This window comes from Streptomyces sp. NPDC096048, assembly GCF_044763415.1.
Taxonomy (GTDB): domain Bacteria; phylum Actinomycetota; class Actinomycetes; order Streptomycetales; family Streptomycetaceae; genus Streptomyces.
In genome coordinates, this window is sequence record NZ_JBIWGG010000001.1 from 589,368 (window position 1) to 607,466 (window position 18,099).

Here is an 18,099-nt window from a genome sequence, read left to right on the forward strand (position 1 = left end):
TCAGTCTCCCCGGTGACGCCGTACCCACGCGATCTTTGACCCGCCGAACGCGGCCTTACGATGGGTGCCATGACTGCTTCGCCTGGCCGCCGTGTCCTGCTCGCCGCCCCCCGTGGCTACTGCGCGGGTGTGGACCGCGCCGTGATCGCCGTCGAGAAAGCCCTGGAGCAGTACGGGGCTCCGGTCTACGTCCGGCACGAGATCGTCCACAACAAGTACGTCGTCCAGACGCTGGAGAAGAAGGGCGCCATCTTCGTCGAGCAGACGGAGGAGGTGCCCGAGGGGAACATCGTCATGTTCTCCGCGCACGGCGTGGCCCCCGTCGTCCACGAGGAGGCCGAGCGCGGCAAGCTCGCCACCATCGACGCCACCTGCCCGCTCGTCACCAAGGTGCACAAGGAGGCCGTCCGCTTCGCGAGCGACGACTACGACATCCTCCTGATCGGCCACGAGGGCCACGAGGAGGTCATCGGCACCTCCGGCGAGGCCCCCGACCACATCCAGCTCGTCGACGGCCCCGAGGACGTCGCGAAGGTCGAGGTCCGCGACCCGTCCAAGGTCGTCTGGCTCTCCCAGACCACCCTCTCCGTCGACGAGACCATGGAGACCGTCGACGCGCTGAAGGACAAGTTCCCGCAGCTCATCTCCCCGCCGAGCGACGACATCTGCTACGCCACGCAGAACCGCCAGCTCGCCGTGAAGCAGATGGGCGCCGAGGCGGAGCTGGTGATCGTCGTCGGCTCGCGCAACTCCTCCAACTCCAAGCGCCTCGTCGAGGTCGCCAAGCAGGCGGGCTCCCGCGAGGCGTACCTGGTGGACTTCGCCGACGAGATCGACGAGTCCTGGCTGGAGGGCGTCACCACGGTCGGCGTCACCTCCGGCGCCTCCGTCCCGGACGTGCTGGTCGAGCAGGTCCTGGAGTGGCTGTCGCAGCGCGGCTTCGAGGACGTGGAGATCGTCAAGGCCGCCGAGGAGTCGATCATCTTCTCGCTGCCCAAGGAACTCCGCCGTGACCTGCGCGAGGAGGCGGCCTCCCTGGTCGCGGAGCGGGGCGGCTCGGGCACGGCCGGGGCATGACCGTCAGGCGCAGGCCGTAACGTGGTGCCATGCAGATCTTCGGCGTGGACATCGGCGGATCCGGGATCAAGGGCGCCCCTGTGGACCTCGACAGGGGCGACCTGGCCCAGGAGCGCTGCAAGGTACTGACCCCGCACCCCGCGACCCCCGACGGCGTGGCCGACGGGGTGAAGCAGGTCGTCGAGCACTTCGGCTGGACCGGACCGGTCGGACTCACCTTCCCGGGCGTGGTCACGGGCGGCGCCACGGTGCGCACCGCGGCCAACGTCGACAAGGGCTGGGTCGACACGGACGCGCGCGCCCTGTTCAGCGAGCGGCTCGGCGGGCTCGACGTGACGGTCGTCAACGACGCGGACGCGGCGGGCGTCGCCGAGATGCGCTTCGGCGCCGGCCGCGACCGCAAGGGCACGGTCGTCCTGCTCACCTTCGGCACCGGCATCGGCAGCGCCGTCTTCACCGACGGCGTGCTCGTCCCGAACAGCGAGCTGGGCCACCTGGAGCTGGACGGACACGACGCGGAGAAACGCGCCTCCAGCAAGGTCAAGGACGACCACGACCTGTCCTGGGAGCACTGGGCCCACCGGGTGCAGCGCTACCTCGCCCACGTCGAGATGCTGTTCTCACCCGAGCTGTTCGTCATCGGCGGCGGCGTCAGCCGCAAGGCGCACAAGTTCCTGCACTACATCGAGGGCGTCCGGGCCGAGATCGTCCCCGCGCAGCTCCAGAACAACGCCGGGATCGTGGGGGCGGCGATGCGGGCGGCGGAGGGAGACGGCCGGCCGGTCGCGGGCTGAACCTGTCGGTCGCGGGCCGAGCCGAACCCGCCGTCACGCGGGCGTACGGTCCCGGGCGGCGGCCCGGCGGCGACGCAGCAGCCGGACCCTCCGGACGATCACGGTCGACCCCGCGACCAGCGTCCCGCCGTACAGCCAGCCCGCCTCGGTGGCCAGGGCGGTGACGAGCCCCATCAGCCGGCCTCCCACCCCCTTGCCGCTCTCGGCGACGGTCACCAGGCCCACCGCGAAGGCGATCGGCACGACGACGGGGGCGGTCAGCAGGTCCCCCCTGCGCACCCAGAGCGCGGTGAGCAGGCACACCGGCAGGAACAGCACTCCGTACACCGTCAGGGACGCGCCGAACAGCAACTGGTCGAGGAAGCCGAGCACCAGCATCACCGCCGCGCAGAACAGGCCGCTGCCCAGCCCGGTCAGCCGTGGATTGGGCATCCCGCGCAGGGCACGCAGCGCCCGCGCCACCGGCGGACCGGACCGCGCCGCCGGCCGTCCCGCGGCCGGCCTGCGCGGACCGCCGCCCGCACCCGGTCCGGCCGGTCGTCCGGCCGGGCGTCCGGCCGGGCGCGCGACGGCCCGCCCGGCCCGCCCGGCAGCGGCGCCGCCCGCTCCCCGCCCCTGCGGGGGCAGCGGCGCCCGGCCCCGTCGCGGTCCGTACTGCGCAGGTCGCGTCCTGTGTTGCTCCACTGGACCAACTTAGGTCGGTTTATGTGCCGAATAGCCCGACAGACACGCCGTCGGACACAGCTGGGCCAAGCGTTCGACACCGCGCGGGGCCGGTACCGGCCACCCCGTAGACTGGTGGATCGGCCCTTGCCTGGCCCGCCCCACCCTCCAGCCCTCCGCATCCTCACGTACGGGAAGTCGCAACGTGTCGCTCACGATCGGAATCGTCGGTCTGCCGAATGTCGGCAAGTCGACCCTGTTCAACGCCCTGACCAAGAACGACGTGCTCGCGGCCAACTACCCGTTCGCCACGATCGAGCCCAACGTCGGCGTCGTGGGCGTCCCCGACCCCCGCCTGACGAAGCTGGCCGAGATCTTCTCCTCGGACAAGGTCCTCCCGGCCACGGTCGACTTCGTGGACATCGCGGGCATCGTGCGCGGCGCCAGCGAGGGCGAGGGCCTGGGCAACAAGTTCCTCGCCAACATCCGCGAGTCCGACGCGATCTGCCAGGTCATCCGCGCCTTCAAGGACGAGAACGTCGTCCACGTCGACGGCAAGGTCTCGCCCAAGGACGACATCGAGACGATCAACACCGAGCTGATCCTCGCCGACCTCCAGACCATCGAGAAGGTCCTCCCGCGCCTCCAGAAGGAGTCCCGGATCAAGAAGGACGTGGCGCCCAAGGTCAAGGCGGTCGAGGAGGCCAAGGAGATCCTGGAGAAGGGCGACACCCTCTTCGCCCACGGCATCCTCCAGGGCAGCGAGCGCGCCGAGCTCCTCCACGACCTGCACCTCCTCACCACCAAGCCCTTCCTCTACGTCTTCAACGTCGACGAGGACGAGCTGACCGACGAGGACTTCAAGAACGAGCAGCGGGCCCTGGTCGCCCCCGCCGAGGCGATCTTCCTCAACGCCAAGCTGGAGGCGGACCTCGCGGAGCTGGAGGAGGACGAGGCCCTGGAACTCCTCCAGTCCGTCGGCCAGGAGGAGCCCGGCCTCGCCACCCTCGCCCACGTCGGCTTCCGCACCCTCGGCCTGCAGACCTACCTGACCGCAGGCCCCAAGGAATCCCGCGCCTGGACCATCAACAAGGGCGCCACCGCCCCCGAGGCCGCCGGTGTCATCCACACCGACTTCCAGAAGGGCTTCATCAAGGCCGAGGTCATCTCCTTCGACGACCTGGTGACCACCGGCTCGGTCGCCGAGGCCCGCGCCAAGGGCAAGGCGCGCATGGAGGGCAAGGACTACGTGATGCAGGACGGGGACGTGGTGGAGTTCCGCTTCAATGTGTAGCGGCTGACATATCACCACGTCGCTGATCTGGCAAACATGCAGGTCGGAAGGGGTCCGACTCTTCGGGGTCGGGCCCCTAGTTTTTTCCCGTGCTGGGATGGTGCTGGGATAGCTGACCCCTCGTCACCTGTCATCACCCCTGATCATCCCTACCGTGCTGGGATCGTGCTGGGATGGGATGAGGGTGCCCGTGCTGGGATTTGTGCGGGCAGGGCGCTGGCCGAGCTATGAAGGTGGTGCGGACGTGGCACTTTTCCTACTCGTTTGACACAATCGGGGGCATGGCTGAGACGACGTACAGCATCGGGGAAGGACCGGCGACGCGGGTGAGCTTGTCGCTGCCGGAGGGGACCGCGGAGGCGATCCGGGCGCGGGTGGGTAAGCGGGAGTTCTCCGCGTTCATCGCCGAGGCGGTCGAGCGTGAGCTGCGCGGGCAGGTCCTGGACGAGTACCTGGCGGACTACGAGAGCCGCAAGGGGTCGGTCTCCGAACCGGCTCGTCAACGGGCGCGGCAGGTCTTCGACGAGGTATTCGCCGAGGAGGCCGAGTGGCCCGCCGCAGGTTGAGTCACGAGGGGACGCTGGTCCTCGACAGCGAGGGACTCTCGAAGCTGCTCGCCGATGATGAGCAGGTGGTGGCTCTGATCGGTGAGGCACGCTCGCGCGGCATGGAGGTCGTGATCAGTGCGCTCACCATCATCGAGGCCGTCCACGCCCGTACGAACAAGTCACGCCTGAATTGGGTGCTTTCCGGGTTGCGGGTCGTCCCGGTCGGTGACGAGGAGGCGAGGGCGGCCTCGAAGTTGCTGATGAATGCCGGGTTGCACGGACACAAGTACGCGATCGATGCGGCCGTTGCCGAGGCCGCGCTGCGACAGCACCGCCCCGTGGTCATGCTGACTTCCGATATTGACGACATGACCAAGCTGTGCGGCGAGCTGGTCCGGCTTGTGGCGGTGTGATTTCCCCTGGTCCGGCTCAGTAGGAGCGGGGTCCGTAGGGGCTCCAGTGGCCGAGGAAAGGCTTGAGGTCGTCGCCGCTGGGCTTTGGTGGCGTGGGCAGTTTCGGCGCTGAGACCGATTCGGTGAGGATTTGGAGGTGCGCGTCCGCGAAGGCGAGCCACGCCTCGACCTCGGTCCGCTGCTGCCCGGGCGGAAGTGATGTGGCATGGACGCCTACTGCTGCGACGTATTCAGTCAGGCGGCTGGCCTGGTACCAGGTGTCTGCCTGTTCTCCGAGGTGTTTGACGCGGTAGGCGTGGGCGTAGGCGGCGTGGGCTTCCTGCATGGCGGCTTCCCAGCGCTTTTGCTGTACCTCTCTGGCTTGCTGGTCTGCAAGGCGTTTGCGTTCTGCGGCCTCGCCGCGGAGTCCGACCTCCTGCACGATCTCGGCGAGTTGTTCTTCCAGAGGCCGCTCGGGGAGATCTGCCCATTCGCTTGCACGGTGCGGGCTGCCGCCGCAGAGTATGAAGCGTAGGCGGCTAGAGGGGGTGTAGTCGAAGCGGGGGATACGCATCCATGAGTACTTCTTGGCGTCGGCGAGTTCCTTGTCTGTGGGGACGTGTTCGCTGCGGTCCTGTTCTTGGAGGACGAGGAATCCGACACTTTCGCCTTGGGCGATGATGGAGAAGTGCGGTGGTGCCTTGCGGCGCCGATGGGGCGGGGGCGCGCCTTGTGTGGTTCCGAGCGATGCCTTGTGGCCTTGGGCTGTGGTGGCGGCGATGAGCGTTTGGATGATGCGCAAGGCTCGGCCCTGAAGGGGTTTGGACAGGCCCATGGGCTGCGGCTGCTTTTGGAGAGCGGCCACGACGGCATGGGGTTTGGTGAGTCTGGCCGGCACAGGGAGCGGGGTGAGTTCCGCGAGGCGCCAGGCAGGGATGTCGACCAGCTTGATCTCGTGGCCGCGGTGGGTGCGGTGTCCGTGGAGTTCCTGCGTGTGGGGGATCTTGCCGGACTTGCGGGCGGCGTTGACCCGTGACGCCCAATTCACCGCGTGCGGGCCGGATTCGATGGGCTTGATGAGACAGCCGTCGTTCGCAACGGCCAGTCCCGGCACAGCCTTCATTGATCCCGGGGAGAACTGGTGTGGTGTCCGGTGCCCTGTATGCGGCTCCGACATCGAAGACTGTTGGGGCGACGCGATGGACACGGCAACGCTTCCAGACGGCTATTTCGACGCGCTTGCCGTGACGATGTCCTGTTGCTCTGCCCAGACGGACTTGAACGCCCTCGACTACGTCGAGGCTGCGGGTTTCGCCAGGTACAGCCTCGTCACCACAGACCCAGAATGCGAGCTGCCACTACCGCCAGCCACCGTCCAGGCGCTGGAGGACCTCCTGGGCACGGACCTGCGACAGGTCATCACCCGGTACTGACGTCAAGCGCTGGCTTCGCTAGGCGGGGCCGCTCGGAAACAGAAGCTCGTATGGCAGGTGATCGTCGTCAGGTACGCACGGCACGTAGTCCGGGGCCGTGCGTGCGGCCACAGCCAGCAGGCGAGCGGCAGCCTCCTCCTCGGAGAGGGAGGCAAGCCCGAGGGCGTGCAGAAGGCGGTCGCGCTCGGCGTCGAAGTCTGGGTGGTCGGCCCGAAGGCCCGAGCCGAGCTCGCTGATCGCGAAGCCCTTCGCCAGGTCGCGCCAGAAGGGCAGGACCACGATGAGGGCGATGGCCTCGACGAGGTCGGCGCCGATCAGTGTCGCCTGGCCCTCCGAGTCGGCGTACAGGACGGGCCTCTCCTCGGCCCCGGCTTCCCCGCACAGGAAGTAGGTGCCGCCAGCGCCGCAGCCGGCTATCGGGTGCAGGGGAAGCCCGGCGGGAAGGGCAAGGTCCTCAATGGGGTCCCGGCGCTCGATGTCGAAATCGCCAGGCCAGGCGAGCGCGGCAGCAAGGGAAGGCTCCTGCTCGATCCAAAGGAGTAGATCGTCTGGTGCGGTCATGGGCGGAACGTAACAGCAGGAGAGGCTCCCCTGCCGCGGTGTGCGGTGAAGGGGAGCCTCGGCGAGCTGACCGTCTACCGGATCAGACCCCGTTCGCGTCGTCCTCGCTCCATGGGCGGGGTTCGGCGGGCCGGTGCGGGCTGTGTGACGGGTCCCAGAAGTGGGGAGGCGGAGTGTCGTCCTCGCTCGTCTCCCACCGATCCTGGTCCCGGTCACCGGCGTTCGCGCTGCCCTCCGCCGTCCTCGGTGTGAACGTGCTCGCACCGGGGGCCACGTCCGGGTCGGTGAACGGCGGGCCTTCGGGGGCCGGGGAGCGGGGCGGCCAGGGGCCGGTAGTGTTCCCCTCGCTCGAAGGCTCGTCCTCCGGGCCATCGCCGGGAGCCAGGCCAAAGGCCCGCCTGATCTCGGCGGCGGCGTCGTCCAGCCCTTCCGTTTTCAAGAACCTCATTACGCGGTGCGCGAGCACCGTGTACCCGTCCATGTCCGGCTTCAGGCCCGCCTCCGTCAGCAACAGGCGCAGTCGATCCGAGACCCCTACTTCCTCCTCGCGGTCGAAAACCCCTCCTCCGTGGTCGTCCCCGTCCCACAGCGGGCCCCCGACGGTCGCTTCGCTCCGTGCGCTCACGGGTGGGACGAGCAGGTGGCGGAAGAGCTCGGGCACTTCCTCGTCGTTGGCCGCCGCCGCGACCTGTGCGAGCGGGCCGATCATGTCGACCGCCTTCTCGATTTCGTTCTCGTGGCGGGCGAGCCACCACACCACCGCACTGCCCGCGCTCTTGAGCACGTCGTCACCGAGGTAGCGCCGCTTGTTGCGCTCGTGCTGACGCTCGTACTCCCAGATCTCCTCGTCCTTGCGAAGGTCGTTCAGCTTCTGCAGGCGTTCGCGGTCGGCGGGGGCGAGGGTCAGCGTCACATCGGCCGCCATGGCCTTCACCCGTCCGCTCAGGTCGGGGAGCAGGATGCCCAGCTGCCCCTCCAAGAGGTACCGTGCGAAGCTTGCCCGGCCGGGTTCCTCGTGACGGACGACCTCCAGGGCCCGGCTGACGACCGAGGACACGGCGAGGGCTGAGGAGGCACTGTCTGCCTGGCCGGCGTGGTCGGGGACCGGCCTCCACCACACGGTGGCGGAGAAGAGGAAGTCGTAGCCGTTCGTCGCGCTCGACAGCGCCGCGTCGACCACCCGTGCCTCCTGGAACGGCTGCTCAGTCGGCACCGCGGGCGGCTCGGGCTCCCCGGGCTCGTACGGGTCGGCGGACGTGTGGCCACCGCTGAGGACCGTCATCACGAGCAGCAGGGAACCGGAGGCCGTGACCATGGACATAAAGCCCCATAACCATGCCGACCAGTCCAGAAAGTGTCCGAGCACAGCCGGTGCGAGGACGCAGAGAGCGACGAACAGCAGGCTGGGAAAACGGTGTTTCATCGTTCCTCTTCCGTGGTCCGTGGTTCGGCGCCCGCACGCTCCCTACTCTCCGGGCGGGCGTACTGCGCTTGGTCGATGTGCCGCCAGAAGAGGGCGGCGACGGCCGCCCGGGACGGGGGGCGCGCAGACCGTTCCCAGCCGCAGGCGATGACGTAGAGGCGGTGGAGGGCGGCCGTGCGGCCGTGCGTCGCCCTGACCATCACGTCCAGCGCCATCTCTTGCGTGCGGTCGTCCGCCACGGCGTCCAGCCAGCTGCTCACCAGCGGGTTCCAGAGTTCCGTCGGCGGTTGCGAGAACACTGTCTTCCAGCCCAGGAACAGGTCCGGCCAGCGGGGTGGGTCCGGCGCTCGGTCGCTCCTCAACAGCTCTGCGAGTAGGTGGAGATGGGAATGTGCCCCGGGTTGTTCCTGACGTGCCCGGTCCCGCAGGCGGTCGATCAGCAGTCGGTAGAGCCGACGGTCACGGCCGGCGAGGTCGAGAAGCGCTTCCCGGGCCCCGTCCGCTGCCCCCTCCCTTCGTACGGCGAGGTGGTGGAGGCGCACCACTGCTTGATCCGGGTGCGTCGCGCCGAGGCTCTGGTGACAGGCGGTTGTCAAGACACGGGCCAGGCCGTCAGACAAGGAGCCGGACCTCGTGACGCATTCGTACATCCGCCTGCGGAACCAACCCCCGAACTCCTCGTGGCGGAGCCCGAGTTCGAGCGCTGTCGCGGCTCGCGGATCGCTGGACGCCCTAGTCGCGTCGTTCGCCCAGCGCACCACGAGGCCGAAGAGGTCGTCGGGCCGCCGGACGGCCAGAGACTGCTCGCCGAAGCGGACGACGACGTCCACCTGGTCGTCGGTGGTCAGGCCGTCCAGCTCGGCGGCAGAGCCGATCCAGTCCCTGAGGCCGTTGCGTACCCCGGGGAAGTTCGCCCAGAAGTACGTCCGCACCGCGTCGGCGTAGGCCAGCCGCTCGAAGCGGAGCCGTCCGTCCGGGGCCCGTTCGATCCCGAGCGCTTTCAACCGCTCCCCGAAGTCCGTCTGCGCGAACTCGGAGGCCACCTCCTCCTTGTGCCCCACTTCCTTCAATAGGTGTTGCCATGCCTCGTAAACAGTGTCTGCGTGAGATCCTTCGAACATTGCCGCCGCGAGCAGCAAGGCCCGCTCGGGCGCGGTGCGGACCGCGACCATCTGCTGACCCACCTCACCGGCACGGTCGGTCACCGCGTGCATCGCCTGGTCGAGCCATCCCGCGAAGTCGGATCCGAACCGGCCACTGTCGCGAGCGGCCTTCACCAGCCTCGCGAGCCGCGCCAGTTCCCGCATGGGGGAGCGGTCACACAGGTGCTGGAGGCCGGCTTTCCTCAGGTCCGCAGGGTGGAAGGCCATCCGGTCCATGCGGAGGTGCCGGGTGACGACAGCGATGCCCCGGGGGCGCCCCAGCTTCACCCTGTGCGGTTCGAAGTCCGGCGCATGGGCGTACTCCATGACCGACGGCAGGACGACGACCATGTGGGCCCCCGCCTCCTGGACCTTCGTCCGGTGCAGGGCCAGACGGCGCTGGGCCCTGGTGTACTCCTCTTCGTCGGTGATCCCGGAGAGGTCGAGAAGGAAGCGGTCCCCCTCGCCGGGGGTGAGTGGCTTGTCGTTCCTGTTCTCTTCCTTGGCTGTGGCGGGAAGCTCCTCGACCCGAACCCTCTCCTCGTCGGTGTTCCTGTCATCCCCGAACCCGTGCAGCAGCATGATTGCCGCGGCACGGCGGCCGCTGCCGGGCGGTCCCTCCAGCAGCACCACCGATCCTGGCTTCTCCAAGTGGTCGGCGGCGATGCGGTAGCCCCTAGGGGGAACGAACCGGTCGGCCAGGCGCACCCGGTCCTTGAGGGCGATCCGGAGGGACTCGACCCCTTTGCGGGTCATCCAGTCCGTGGCAGCGCCGTAGAAGACGTACTGATGCCCCTCGCTGTTGTTCACCGGGCCGTGCGGATCGCTGACGGTGACGCGGTCCTGCTCGGTCATCGCCCGTCGCCCCAGCGTCGGCGCTCGCGCTCGAAGCGCTGGTGGACCGTACCGCTGTTGTCGCCGGCGGTGAACTGGACCCCGGTGTTGTCGCCCTCGAAGTGAGGCGCGTTGTACTGGTGGCCCCGGCCGGTGTTCACGGGCCCCTGCGGCTCGTTGACGAAGGTGCCGGACAGGTCTCCGTTGAGGTTTCCGATGCCGCCGCGCACGCGCTGTTCGACGTCACGCGTCCGCATCCTGATGTGCCCGGTGTCCCGGGCCGACTTCTCGTGTGACTTCGCCTTCGTCCGCTCCCTTGCCGCACGGCCGTCGCGGTCCACCCTGCTCAGCTCGGGCAGCAGCCGGGCGAGGGTGTCTCCGAGCGTCGTCAGGTCCGATTCGGCGTTGCGGTGGTCGAACCGCCTGTACTGGAAGTCCGCCAGCTCCAGCAGATCGTCCGGAAGGACGGTGCGGTCGATCCGCGTGGCCTTTCCGACGAGCACGGGGATCACCAGGATCCCGCGGTCGAGCGCGGTCTGGATCTCGCGACGGGTCCAGTCCTGTTCGGCTTCGAGCGCGGGGCGGCCGTCGGTCCCCCGTACCTCCGCCCAGCGCGGGCCGATCACGGCGAGGAGCGCCTCGCACTCCTCCACCGCCCTGACCAGTTCCGCCGGGAAACGGCGTCCGGGATCAATTGAGTTGCTGGCGAAGAAGATCCGCTCGTCGCCGAACCTCCGGGTGAGCTCCCGGGCGATCATGGTCGCGGCGGATTCCTCGTCGCCTGTGCGGTAGTTGACGAAGACGTCGGGCATGAAGGTTCCCTTCGTGAGAGAAAGACGAGTGAACGGGCACAGGGCTGTGGACCGGGGTTTCGGTTCACCCGAGCCATGGGGTCCCGACCGTGTGACGGCATGGCGCGTCCACGGGAGGGCATGCGAATTGAGGGGCGCCGCCTGTACGTCACTGGCTGCGGGCAGCCCGGAGAAGCCGGGGGGGCGCGATGCGACGTGTCGGGCGGGAATCAGAGAGGCCCGCGGGGATCATGGGATCCGGAGGGCCGGAGGGGGCGGTAGTGGGGCGAGCCGGGCGGCTCGAGTCCGTGTCGGTCGTGGAGCGGCTGTCAGTCGTGCGCGGGAGCGAGTACGCGCGCCAGCGCGGGTTGTAGATCAAGCACGGCGCGGCTGCTCCGAAACCGGGACAGTTCCCGTGAGAGGCGTCGGACGTCGCTGTTCACCGTCGCCGAGGGCACGGCCGGCATCACTCCCAGGAGCTCCCCGGCGATCGCGCACGCGTGCTCGACCTCCCCGGAGGCGGCATGTGCCAGGGACCTGCGGAAGCCGTACCGGGCGCGGGTACGCAGCGCGTGCGGCGGGAGGCGACGGTACTCTCGGTCGAGTACCTCGGCAGCAGTCTTGGGGCGCCCGAGGTCGTGCAGACACCAGCCGGTCGACATCGCCGCCGGATCGCTCACGTGTGAGGTGCCGATCACGGGCTCGGCGCCGTTGAGGGCGTCATCGTCGGCGAGCAGTTCCCGCGCCCTATCGAGGCTGCGGAGGCAGTCGACTTCGTTGCCGACGAGCGCGTGCCCTTGGGCCTCTCGTTGGGCCGCGAGTCCCCTGATGCGCGGTGGGAGTTCGCTGCTCTGGGCGCGGTGGGCCAGGGCGACGGTGCCAGCGGCGTCCCCGCCGTACATTGTGACCAGGGCGCGCCGCACCAGTGCGTAGGAACCGAGGTACGGGTCACCCCCGGCGCGCGCCAATTCGACGGCCTCGCCCGTCCAGCCGAGTGCTGCGTCGCTGTCCCCGGCCTCCTGGGCCATCCAGCCGGTGAACTCCGCGAACCGTGAGGCGAGCAGGAACGCAGGGGCCCGGGAGGCGGACCGGGCGTCGGAGGCGAGCCCGGCGACCATGCGGGTCTGCGTCTCCAACAGGGGGAGCAAGATCTTGGGAGCGGTGGACTGGCCGAGCTTCCGCAGCTGGTCGAATTGCATGCGGTAGGAGCCCAGGAGGGGGTCGTCGGCGTAGGACAACGCCTGACCGCCGAGTTTCAGGCCGAGGTCGATCAGCACTCCTGTGCCCGCCGAGAGGACTGCCCGACGCCCGACTAGCCAGCGGCAGGGACCGGCGGGGGAGGCGGCGGAGCCCGAGTCCGAGTCCGCTTCGGGGCGGACGACCAGGCGCTGCAGTTCGCCGTCCGCGCAGAGAAAGGCGTCACACCGCCGGGCCAGTTCGGGGGACGCGGAACGCTCTCCGCGCTCGACCTTGCTGAGGTGCCCCTTGTCGTAGTTGAGCGCCACGGAGAACTCGGTAAGAGTTAGCCCCGCTTCCACTCGTAAACGGCGAAGTTCCGGGCCAAAACGTAAAGTCGTGCTCATCATCAACCTCCCCTTGAACAGTGACCGCGAGAGCCGTCCGCCCTCACGGGAGCCGTCATCAGACGACCACCGGTCGACGCGAAACCCGATGGTGAACACTTGCTGTAACGGTGTCGTTTCGCTTCGCGTCCGAAACTGAGTCTGGCACGACCCTCGTTTGGAGAATCGGGGTTCGACGGTGTTGCCCGTTGCCTCTTTCGTTCTTCGTTGTTCCCTGCCCGTTCCTCGGGGCGACCGGGATTGACCATGATCGGAACAAAGTGTTCGAGAGCGACAGGCCCATGGGCGGGGTCCCGTCCTTCGCGAAATCACAGCGCTTGACTACGTAGCCGCAGCTGGTCTCCGCGGGTGCCGGAACGGCATCGGTCACTTATCCGGGTACAGGTCGGTACGGTCGATCCAGGTGGGGACGACGAAGGTGTTGTCGCCGACGGGGGCTTCGGAGGCTTCCAGCAGGGACCAGGTGCGGGACTTTTCGACCAGGTGCTCCCAGGGCGCACTCCAGTCGAGTTCCCAGTCCAGGCCGGGGTCGGAGACGCCGTATGTGCGGCCGGCGTCCACCTGCCAGAACTGGGAGTAGAGGATCACCTGGGCGTGGTCGGCCAGGTCGTTGATGATCTCGGTGAAGCGGGCCGAGGGCCAGCCCGGAGCGTTGTCCGCAGCGGTGGCTCGTAGGTGAGCAGTAGGCGGTGGGACCACGGGGGTGCGTGCGCCGAGTTCGGTCAGGGCCCAGCGGATGCCTTCCGGCTCGCTCCAGTCCGGTGGCGTCGCCCGTTCCAGGCAGGCGCGATAGGCGCTGCGCACGGGCTCGACCGCGTCGTCGATCTTCAGGCTGGCCAGGGCCATCGCCGCCCATTCCCGGACGGTGGAGTTGTCGCTGTGCAGGAGGGCGATCAGCGCGGGGCCGCAGCGGGGGTCCGCCACCTCTTCGAAGACCTCGATGGCGGTCAGCTGACCGAAGCCGCCGAGGGAGGACAGTCCGTCGATGATGGCGGGGATGGCGTCGGAGCCGATACCGATCAGTTCCGCGCGGGCGTCGTAGGACGGGCCGGTCGAGTCGTCGAGCTGCTGGATGAGTCTCTCGATGTGCGTGGTCACAGGTGGTCCCGGCGCCAGAAAGTGGGGAGCCACCAGCAGAGCACCGAGTGGTCATCGGGCCACGGGGCGCGGTCCTCGGCCGCCCAGTCCTCGAAGGAGTCCCGGGTCATATCGATGAGGCGCCAGGCGGGGTCGAGCGGCTCGTCTTCGGCCGGCGGGCGGACGAACCGGCGGCCGTGCTCGTCGCAGGCGCCGAAGCTCTGGTAGTTCCGTTGGGCCTCGATCAGGGAGACCTTGTTCGCCCCGCCTGCCATGGTCGGCCAGCGGAACTGAACCCCGTCGTCCTCCCAGAAGCAGACGGGGCAGATCTCGTACGAGCCGGGCATCTCGCCCAGCACGCGGTGCCCGCAGCATGGGCAGGGGTAGCGGTCGCTCACCCGAGCAGTCTCCTTGCCGGTCCTGCCGGTGCGCCATGGATTTCTTGGCCGCTGCCGGCCCGGCTAGTCCGCAGCCAGTCCGCAGGACACCCGTAAACGGCCGTCGGGAGCCAACGCCTGCCAACGAGGAATCCCAGGTCAGGGCCCCTGCGTGGGGCTCCGCCACAGGTCAGGATCAGCCCTCAGACGTTCCGCTTCAACGTGTGAACAGCCTGTTACTGCACGCTAGGTGATCAGTCAAGTGTGCAGCTCAGAAGGGGTCGGCTCCTCCGGGAGCCGGCCCCTTCGTCGTCACCGTGCTGGATGGGTGCTGGATATTCTGACGTCGGGTCAGCCGGCGTCAGGTGTCGTAAACGGTGGAGCGGTGCCCGACGTGTACGACCCAGACCACGAGCTCTCCGTTGTCGATGGTGTAGACGACCCGGTAGTCGCCGACTCGCAGTCGACGGCGTTCCGGCTGCGACACGAGCGCGGTGGTGTTGAAGCCGAGGGGATCGCTCTCCAGCTCGGTCAGCTTGGCCAGGATGCGTAGCGCCATGTCGCGCGGGATCTTCCGAAGCTCGGCCTGAGCCTCAGGCCGGAAGACGGTTCGGTAATCACTCACCGCGCGCCAGCGTCTCCCTCATGACGTCCTCGATCGGGATGCCGGGGGCCGGGTTGGCCATGCGCTCGTCGATGATGCGGTTGATCTCGCGCTCTTCCCACTCCTGGTACTTGCGCAGCACCTCAATGGAGACGACGGCGGCGACTTCCTTCCCGCGGCGGGTAATGACCGTGGGCACGTCGTCGCGGTCCGCGCGCTCCACGACTTCCGCCAGGTGGGCGCGCACGTCGCGGATGGACTCTATGGGTAGCGGCTGCGTCATGCGCTCAAGCGTACCGAGTGTGCCATGTGTACACCACTCTTTCGGTGCTGGATGTGCTGGATGTGCTGGATAGGTTTCTACCGTGCTGGATCTGTGCTGGACGCGATCACGAAAAGGAATGTTTCCGCAGGTGGGGGCCCTGCGCTACAGATTCCGCTTCAACGTGTGACGGGTGACTGGGCGCCGCCGGTCGAGGCGTTGGCGGATGCGGCGGCAGGGGTGGGCGGTCGGGTCCGTCGGTCCCTCTTCGCCGACGAGCCCACCGGCGCCCCCGACCACGAGACCGCCGCCGCCTGCGACGAGACGCTGATCCTGAAACCGGGGCAGCTGGGTCCCGCAGGGCGGAAGGCTGTGAGGCGCACACGCGTGCGCTACCGCCGTATATGTACGTGGTCGCCGCACAGCTTCGACCAGTCGTCACGGTCCGAGGCCGATACCGACCCGGGCGCCGGGACGCGGAGCGCCATCGCGGCGACGAGGGCGTCGACGGCGTACTCGTGACCGTGCAGGCCGCCGGCGTCGGTCAGCAGCTGTACCGCGGTGAGACTGTCCGCCCGGGCGACGTCCTGGGCCTGAAGACGTCGGGCCGCCCTCGCCGACGCGCCTGTCCCAGTCGTGGCCATCTCGCGCGGTGGACTCGACTGCCCGGGGCTCGCTACCGCCTGCGGTCCCGGCGACTCGCTGAGCGCCCGGCCGTTGTGAGCGCCCGGCCGTTGTGAGTGGCGGATGGCGGATGGCGGATGGCGGGCGAGGCGCGGGCAGCCGCGCTCCGGCAGGCGCCCAGGCCCTCGATGGCGATCCCGGTGCGCCGTCGACCACCGCGTTCCCTCAGTGTCCCGGTTCGCCGCCTGTCTACTGGTGTGGGCGAAGCGGCCCCGGGTGTTATTGAATGAGGTGTGCGCTCAGGAATCTCGGGGTCCCGTCGCACGGCTTCTGGTACGGCCCCGGCGCCGCGCCGGGGTTTGGTGAGCGAGCTGAGAGAGCCGCATGGACTCCACACCCTCCCCCTCGTCCTCGTCGCCGTTCGACCTGGTCAGCAGTGCTCTGGGGCGGTACATCCCGCGTGGTGGAGCGGCAGCGGCCGCCGGTCCGGCCGACTCGCGGGGCGACGGCACCGCCCGCCGGCCCGTACCCGCCGACCCGGCATCCCGCCGTCAGGAGCAGATCCTCGGCGTGGTCAATCTGGACCGGGATCTCAGGATCACCCGCTGCAACCTGGACGCCCCCGTCTTCGCGGGGCTGGACGCCGTGGTCGGGAGCCCGGTCGTCGATCTGCTGCCTCCGGGGGACGTACCGACGGTCACGCGGCGGTTGCGGCAGGTCCTCGAGACCGGTGACGCGCACGTCGCCCGGGTCCAGCGCCTGCGGCGCGGCGACGGGTCGGAGCTGGTGGTCTCGATGAGCATCCTGGCCGCCGCCCAGCCCCATGAGGGCCTGACCGTCTCCCTGATCGCCATGGCCAGGAGGCTGCACCTGTACGCCGCGGAGACCGCGATCGGCACCTCGCTGGACATCGGCGAGACCGCGCAGTCGCTGGCGGAGTCCCTGCTGGCCTGGGGAGACGTGGCCGCCATCGACCTCGACTTCGCCGTGTGGACGGGCGAGGGGGTCACGGACCAGGCGCCGGGGCGTATCCGGCTGCGCCGGGCGGCCCTGGTGCCGGACCGGGCGTGGCCCGAGGGCTATCTGACCCCGGGCGACGATCTTCCCCGTGACGCGAGCCGCCTGCTGTCGCAAGCGGTACGGCGTGACGACGCCGCCCAGGCCATCGTCATACCCGACCGGGAGGCGATCGAGCGGGTGCTCGGCAGTCCGCGGCTGGTGCGCGCCCTGGTGCCCAGCGAGCGGTCGGCGGGTGTGGCGTGCATACCGCTGGTCCTGGAGGGCACGCCGCCGGTCGTACTGGGGGTGGCGGAGGTCTGGCGGCGGGCGGACCGCCCCTTTTACGACAGCGAGCTGTTCGACCTGCAAGAACTGGTGGCCAGGACCTCCCATCACGTCGACCTGGCCCGTCAGCACCAGCGCGAGCACACGCAGGTGCTGGCGTTGCAGCGCCGCCTGCTGCCGCGGGCCGGCGGCGACACCGTCGAGACCGCCAGCGTCTACCAGCCCGCCACCCCCGACAGCGCGGGCGTCGGCGGTGACTGGGTGAACAGCTTTCCGCTGCCGGACGGCCGTACCGCGCTGGTGGTCGGGGACGTCGTCGGGCACGGCCTGGGAGCCGCGGCGACCATGGGCCAGCTGAGCATGGAGGCCCGCGCGCTGCTGTCCGCGGGGCTGGCGCCCGACGAGGTGCTGGAGCACCTGGACGAGACCGTGTCGCTGCTGGACGACGCGGAGTCCGGGCTGGCGGCCGGCTACAGCGCCCTCGGATCGACCTGCTGCATCGCCGTCTACGATCCGGTCAGCCACCACGTGGCGCTGGCCAGCGCCGGCCACCTCCCCCCGGTACTGGTGCCCCCGGACGGGCACTCCGGCCCGCTCGCGGTCCGTCCGCACCCCGGCCTGGGCGCCGAGTTCGCGTTGCGGGAGCCGTTCGCCGTGCACACGTTCGCCGTACCCCCGGGTTCCCTGCTCGCCCTCTACACCGACGGCCTGGTGGAGGATCCCGCCCTGTCGATCGACGAGGGCATCGGCAGGCTGGCGGACGCCGTGGCCGCGGTGCACCCCTGGGACGGGCTGTCGGCGGCTGCCCGGCACGTGGTCTCCGCGCTGGCGCCTGTGCGGCGGCGTGATGACGTGACCCTGCTGCTCGCACGCATGATCGGCTACCGCAAGGGGGACACCGCGACCTGGCGGCTGCCCGCCCGCGACGACGCCGCCGCCCGGGCCCGCACGCTCGTCTCCCCGCTGCTGCGGCAGTGGCGCAGCAGGGACGACACCCGGGACAGCGTGCTGCTCCTGGTCAGCGAGCTGGTCACCAACGCGGTCCGTTTCGGCGGCGGACCCATCACGGTACGGCTGATCAGGGCAGGTCACGGCCTGCTGTGCGAGGTGGGGGACACCGGTAACGGACGGCCGCGGCTGGGCCCGTGCGGGCTGTTCGACGACGGTGGTCGTGGTTTGCACGTGGTGCACCGGCTCACCACCGGGTGGGGGGTGCGCTGGACGGACACCGGCAAGGTCGTCTGGGCGAAGGTCGCGAGGTGACGTGGGCGAGCGCGGGGCCGCCGACCGGCGCTGCGGGCGGCCCGTCCGCCGGTACCGGCCGCGGCGCGGGCCC

Annotated in this window: 18 protein-coding genes and 1 pseudogene; 7 read left to right on the plus strand and 12 right to left on the minus strand. The window is 69.5% G+C overall.

What is annotated here, in order from left to right; translation table 11 throughout:
• Positions 1–60 precede the first annotated feature (60 nt).
• Both ACIQ6R_RS02870 and ppgK read left to right on the plus strand, forming a co-directional pair.
• Entirely contained in the window at positions 61–1,077 is a 1,017-nt protein-coding gene (locus ACIQ6R_RS02870) for a 4-hydroxy-3-methylbut-2-enyl diphosphate reductase (protein WP_210964216.1), read from the plus strand.
• Between the two features lie 29 nt (positions 1,078–1,106).
• Complete coding sequence (gene ppgK, locus ACIQ6R_RS02875) at positions 1,107–1,871, plus strand: polyphosphate--glucose phosphotransferase (RefSeq protein ID WP_404169802.1); 765 nt, start codon at positions 1,107–1,109, stop codon at positions 1,869–1,871.
• 33 nt (positions 1,872–1,904) lie between these two features.
• On the opposite strand, the gene ACIQ6R_RS02880 is transcribed toward ppgK, so the two are convergent.
• Entirely contained in the window at positions 1,905–2,555 is a 651-nt protein-coding gene (locus ACIQ6R_RS02880; RefSeq protein ID WP_404218290.1) for a DUF6542 domain-containing protein, read from the minus strand.
• Between the two features lie 184 nt (positions 2,556–2,739).
• Between ACIQ6R_RS02880 and ychF the strand changes: the two genes are divergently transcribed.
• The 3 genes from ychF (at position 2,740) to ACIQ6R_RS02895 (ending at position 4,789) form a co-directional block, all read left to right on the plus strand.
• Complete coding sequence (ychF, locus tag ACIQ6R_RS02885) at positions 2,740–3,828, plus strand: redox-regulated ATPase YchF (protein WP_404218292.1); 1,089 nt, start codon at positions 2,740–2,742, stop codon at positions 3,826–3,828.
• 281 nt (positions 3,829–4,109) lie between these two features.
• A complete protein-coding gene (locus tag ACIQ6R_RS02890; RefSeq protein ID WP_404218294.1) occupies positions 4,110–4,394 on the plus strand; it encodes a hypothetical protein in 285 nt (94 codons plus the stop codon).
• Entirely contained in the window at positions 4,376–4,789 is a 414-nt protein-coding gene (locus ACIQ6R_RS02895; RefSeq protein WP_404218296.1) for a DNA-binding protein, read from the plus strand. The genes ACIQ6R_RS02890 and ACIQ6R_RS02895 overlap by 19 nt, the downstream gene beginning before the upstream one ends.
• Before the next feature lie 16 nt (positions 4,790–4,805).
• Here the strand turns inward: ACIQ6R_RS02895 and ACIQ6R_RS02900 are convergent, their stop codons facing one another.
• Positions 4,806–5,891 (minus strand): hypothetical protein, encoded by a 1,086-nt coding sequence (locus ACIQ6R_RS02900; RefSeq protein ID WP_404218298.1) that lies wholly within the window; start codon positions 5,889–5,891, stop codon positions 4,806–4,808.
• A gap of 76 nt (positions 5,892–5,967) precedes the next feature.
• On the opposite strand from ACIQ6R_RS02900, the gene ACIQ6R_RS02905 reads away from it, so the two are divergent.
• Complete coding sequence (locus ACIQ6R_RS02905) at positions 5,968–6,201, plus strand: hypothetical protein (RefSeq protein WP_404218300.1); 234 nt, start codon at positions 5,968–5,970, stop codon at positions 6,199–6,201.
• 18 nt (positions 6,202–6,219) lie between these two features.
• Here the strand turns inward: ACIQ6R_RS02905 and ACIQ6R_RS02910 are convergent, their stop codons facing one another.
• The 10 genes and pseudogenes from ACIQ6R_RS02910 to ACIQ6R_RS02955 all read right to left on the minus strand — a co-directional run.
• A complete protein-coding gene (locus ACIQ6R_RS02910; RefSeq protein ID WP_404218302.1) occupies positions 6,220–6,762 on the minus strand; it encodes a hypothetical protein in 543 nt (180 codons plus the stop codon).
• A gap of 82 nt (positions 6,763–6,844) precedes the next feature.
• Positions 6,845–8,083: a hypothetical protein gene (locus ACIQ6R_RS02915; RefSeq protein WP_404218304.1), complete on the minus strand. Its 1,239-nt coding sequence runs from the start codon at positions 8,081–8,083 to the stop codon at positions 6,845–6,847.
• A gap of 98 nt (positions 8,084–8,181) precedes the next feature.
• A complete protein-coding gene (locus ACIQ6R_RS02920) occupies positions 8,182–10,182 on the minus strand; it encodes a hypothetical protein (protein WP_404218306.1) in 2,001 nt (666 codons plus the stop codon).
• Complete coding sequence (locus tag ACIQ6R_RS02925; RefSeq protein WP_404218308.1) at positions 10,179–10,973, minus strand: toll/interleukin-1 receptor domain-containing protein; 795 nt, start codon at positions 10,971–10,973, stop codon at positions 10,179–10,181. Before ACIQ6R_RS02925 ends, ACIQ6R_RS02920 begins: the two co-directional genes overlap by 4 nt.
• A 308-nt stretch (positions 10,974–11,281) precedes the next feature.
• Positions 11,282–12,535, minus strand: a complete 1,254-nt coding sequence (locus ACIQ6R_RS02930; RefSeq protein ID WP_404218670.1) for a helix-turn-helix domain-containing protein — start codon at positions 12,533–12,535, stop codon at positions 11,282–11,284.
• Positions 12,536–12,901: 366 nt separating this feature from the next.
• Positions 12,902–13,633: a HEAT repeat domain-containing protein gene (locus ACIQ6R_RS02935; RefSeq protein ID WP_404218310.1), complete on the minus strand. Its 732-nt coding sequence runs from the start codon at positions 13,631–13,633 to the stop codon at positions 12,902–12,904.
• Positions 13,630–14,010, minus strand: coding sequence for a CPCC family cysteine-rich protein (locus ACIQ6R_RS02940; protein ID WP_404218313.1), 381 nt, complete (start codon positions 14,008–14,010; stop codon positions 13,630–13,632). The genes ACIQ6R_RS02935 and ACIQ6R_RS02940 overlap by 4 nt, the downstream gene beginning before the upstream one ends.
• Before the next feature lie 340 nt (positions 14,011–14,350).
• A complete protein-coding gene (locus ACIQ6R_RS02945) occupies positions 14,351–14,614 on the minus strand; it encodes a type II toxin-antitoxin system RelE/ParE family toxin (protein WP_404218315.1) in 264 nt (87 codons plus the stop codon).
• Positions 14,607–14,876 carry a type II toxin-antitoxin system Phd/YefM family antitoxin gene (locus ACIQ6R_RS02950; RefSeq protein WP_071271322.1) on the minus strand — a complete coding sequence of 90 codons (270 nt, stop codon included), beginning with the start codon at positions 14,874–14,876 and terminating at the stop codon, positions 14,607–14,609. The genes ACIQ6R_RS02945 and ACIQ6R_RS02950 overlap by 8 nt, the downstream gene beginning before the upstream one ends.
• Before the next feature lie 371 nt (positions 14,877–15,247).
• Positions 15,248–15,433 (minus strand): annotated as a pseudogene (locus ACIQ6R_RS02955) (DNA-binding protein); the annotation flags it as partial.
• 430 nt (positions 15,434–15,863) lie between these two features.
• On the opposite strand from ACIQ6R_RS02955, the gene ACIQ6R_RS02960 reads away from it, so the two are divergent.
• On the plus strand, positions 15,864–18,026 hold the full coding sequence (locus ACIQ6R_RS02960; protein ID WP_404218317.1) for a SpoIIE family protein phosphatase: 2,163 nt from the start codon (positions 15,864–15,866) through the stop codon (positions 18,024–18,026).
• The last annotated feature ends 73 nt before the right edge of the window (positions 18,027–18,099 follow it).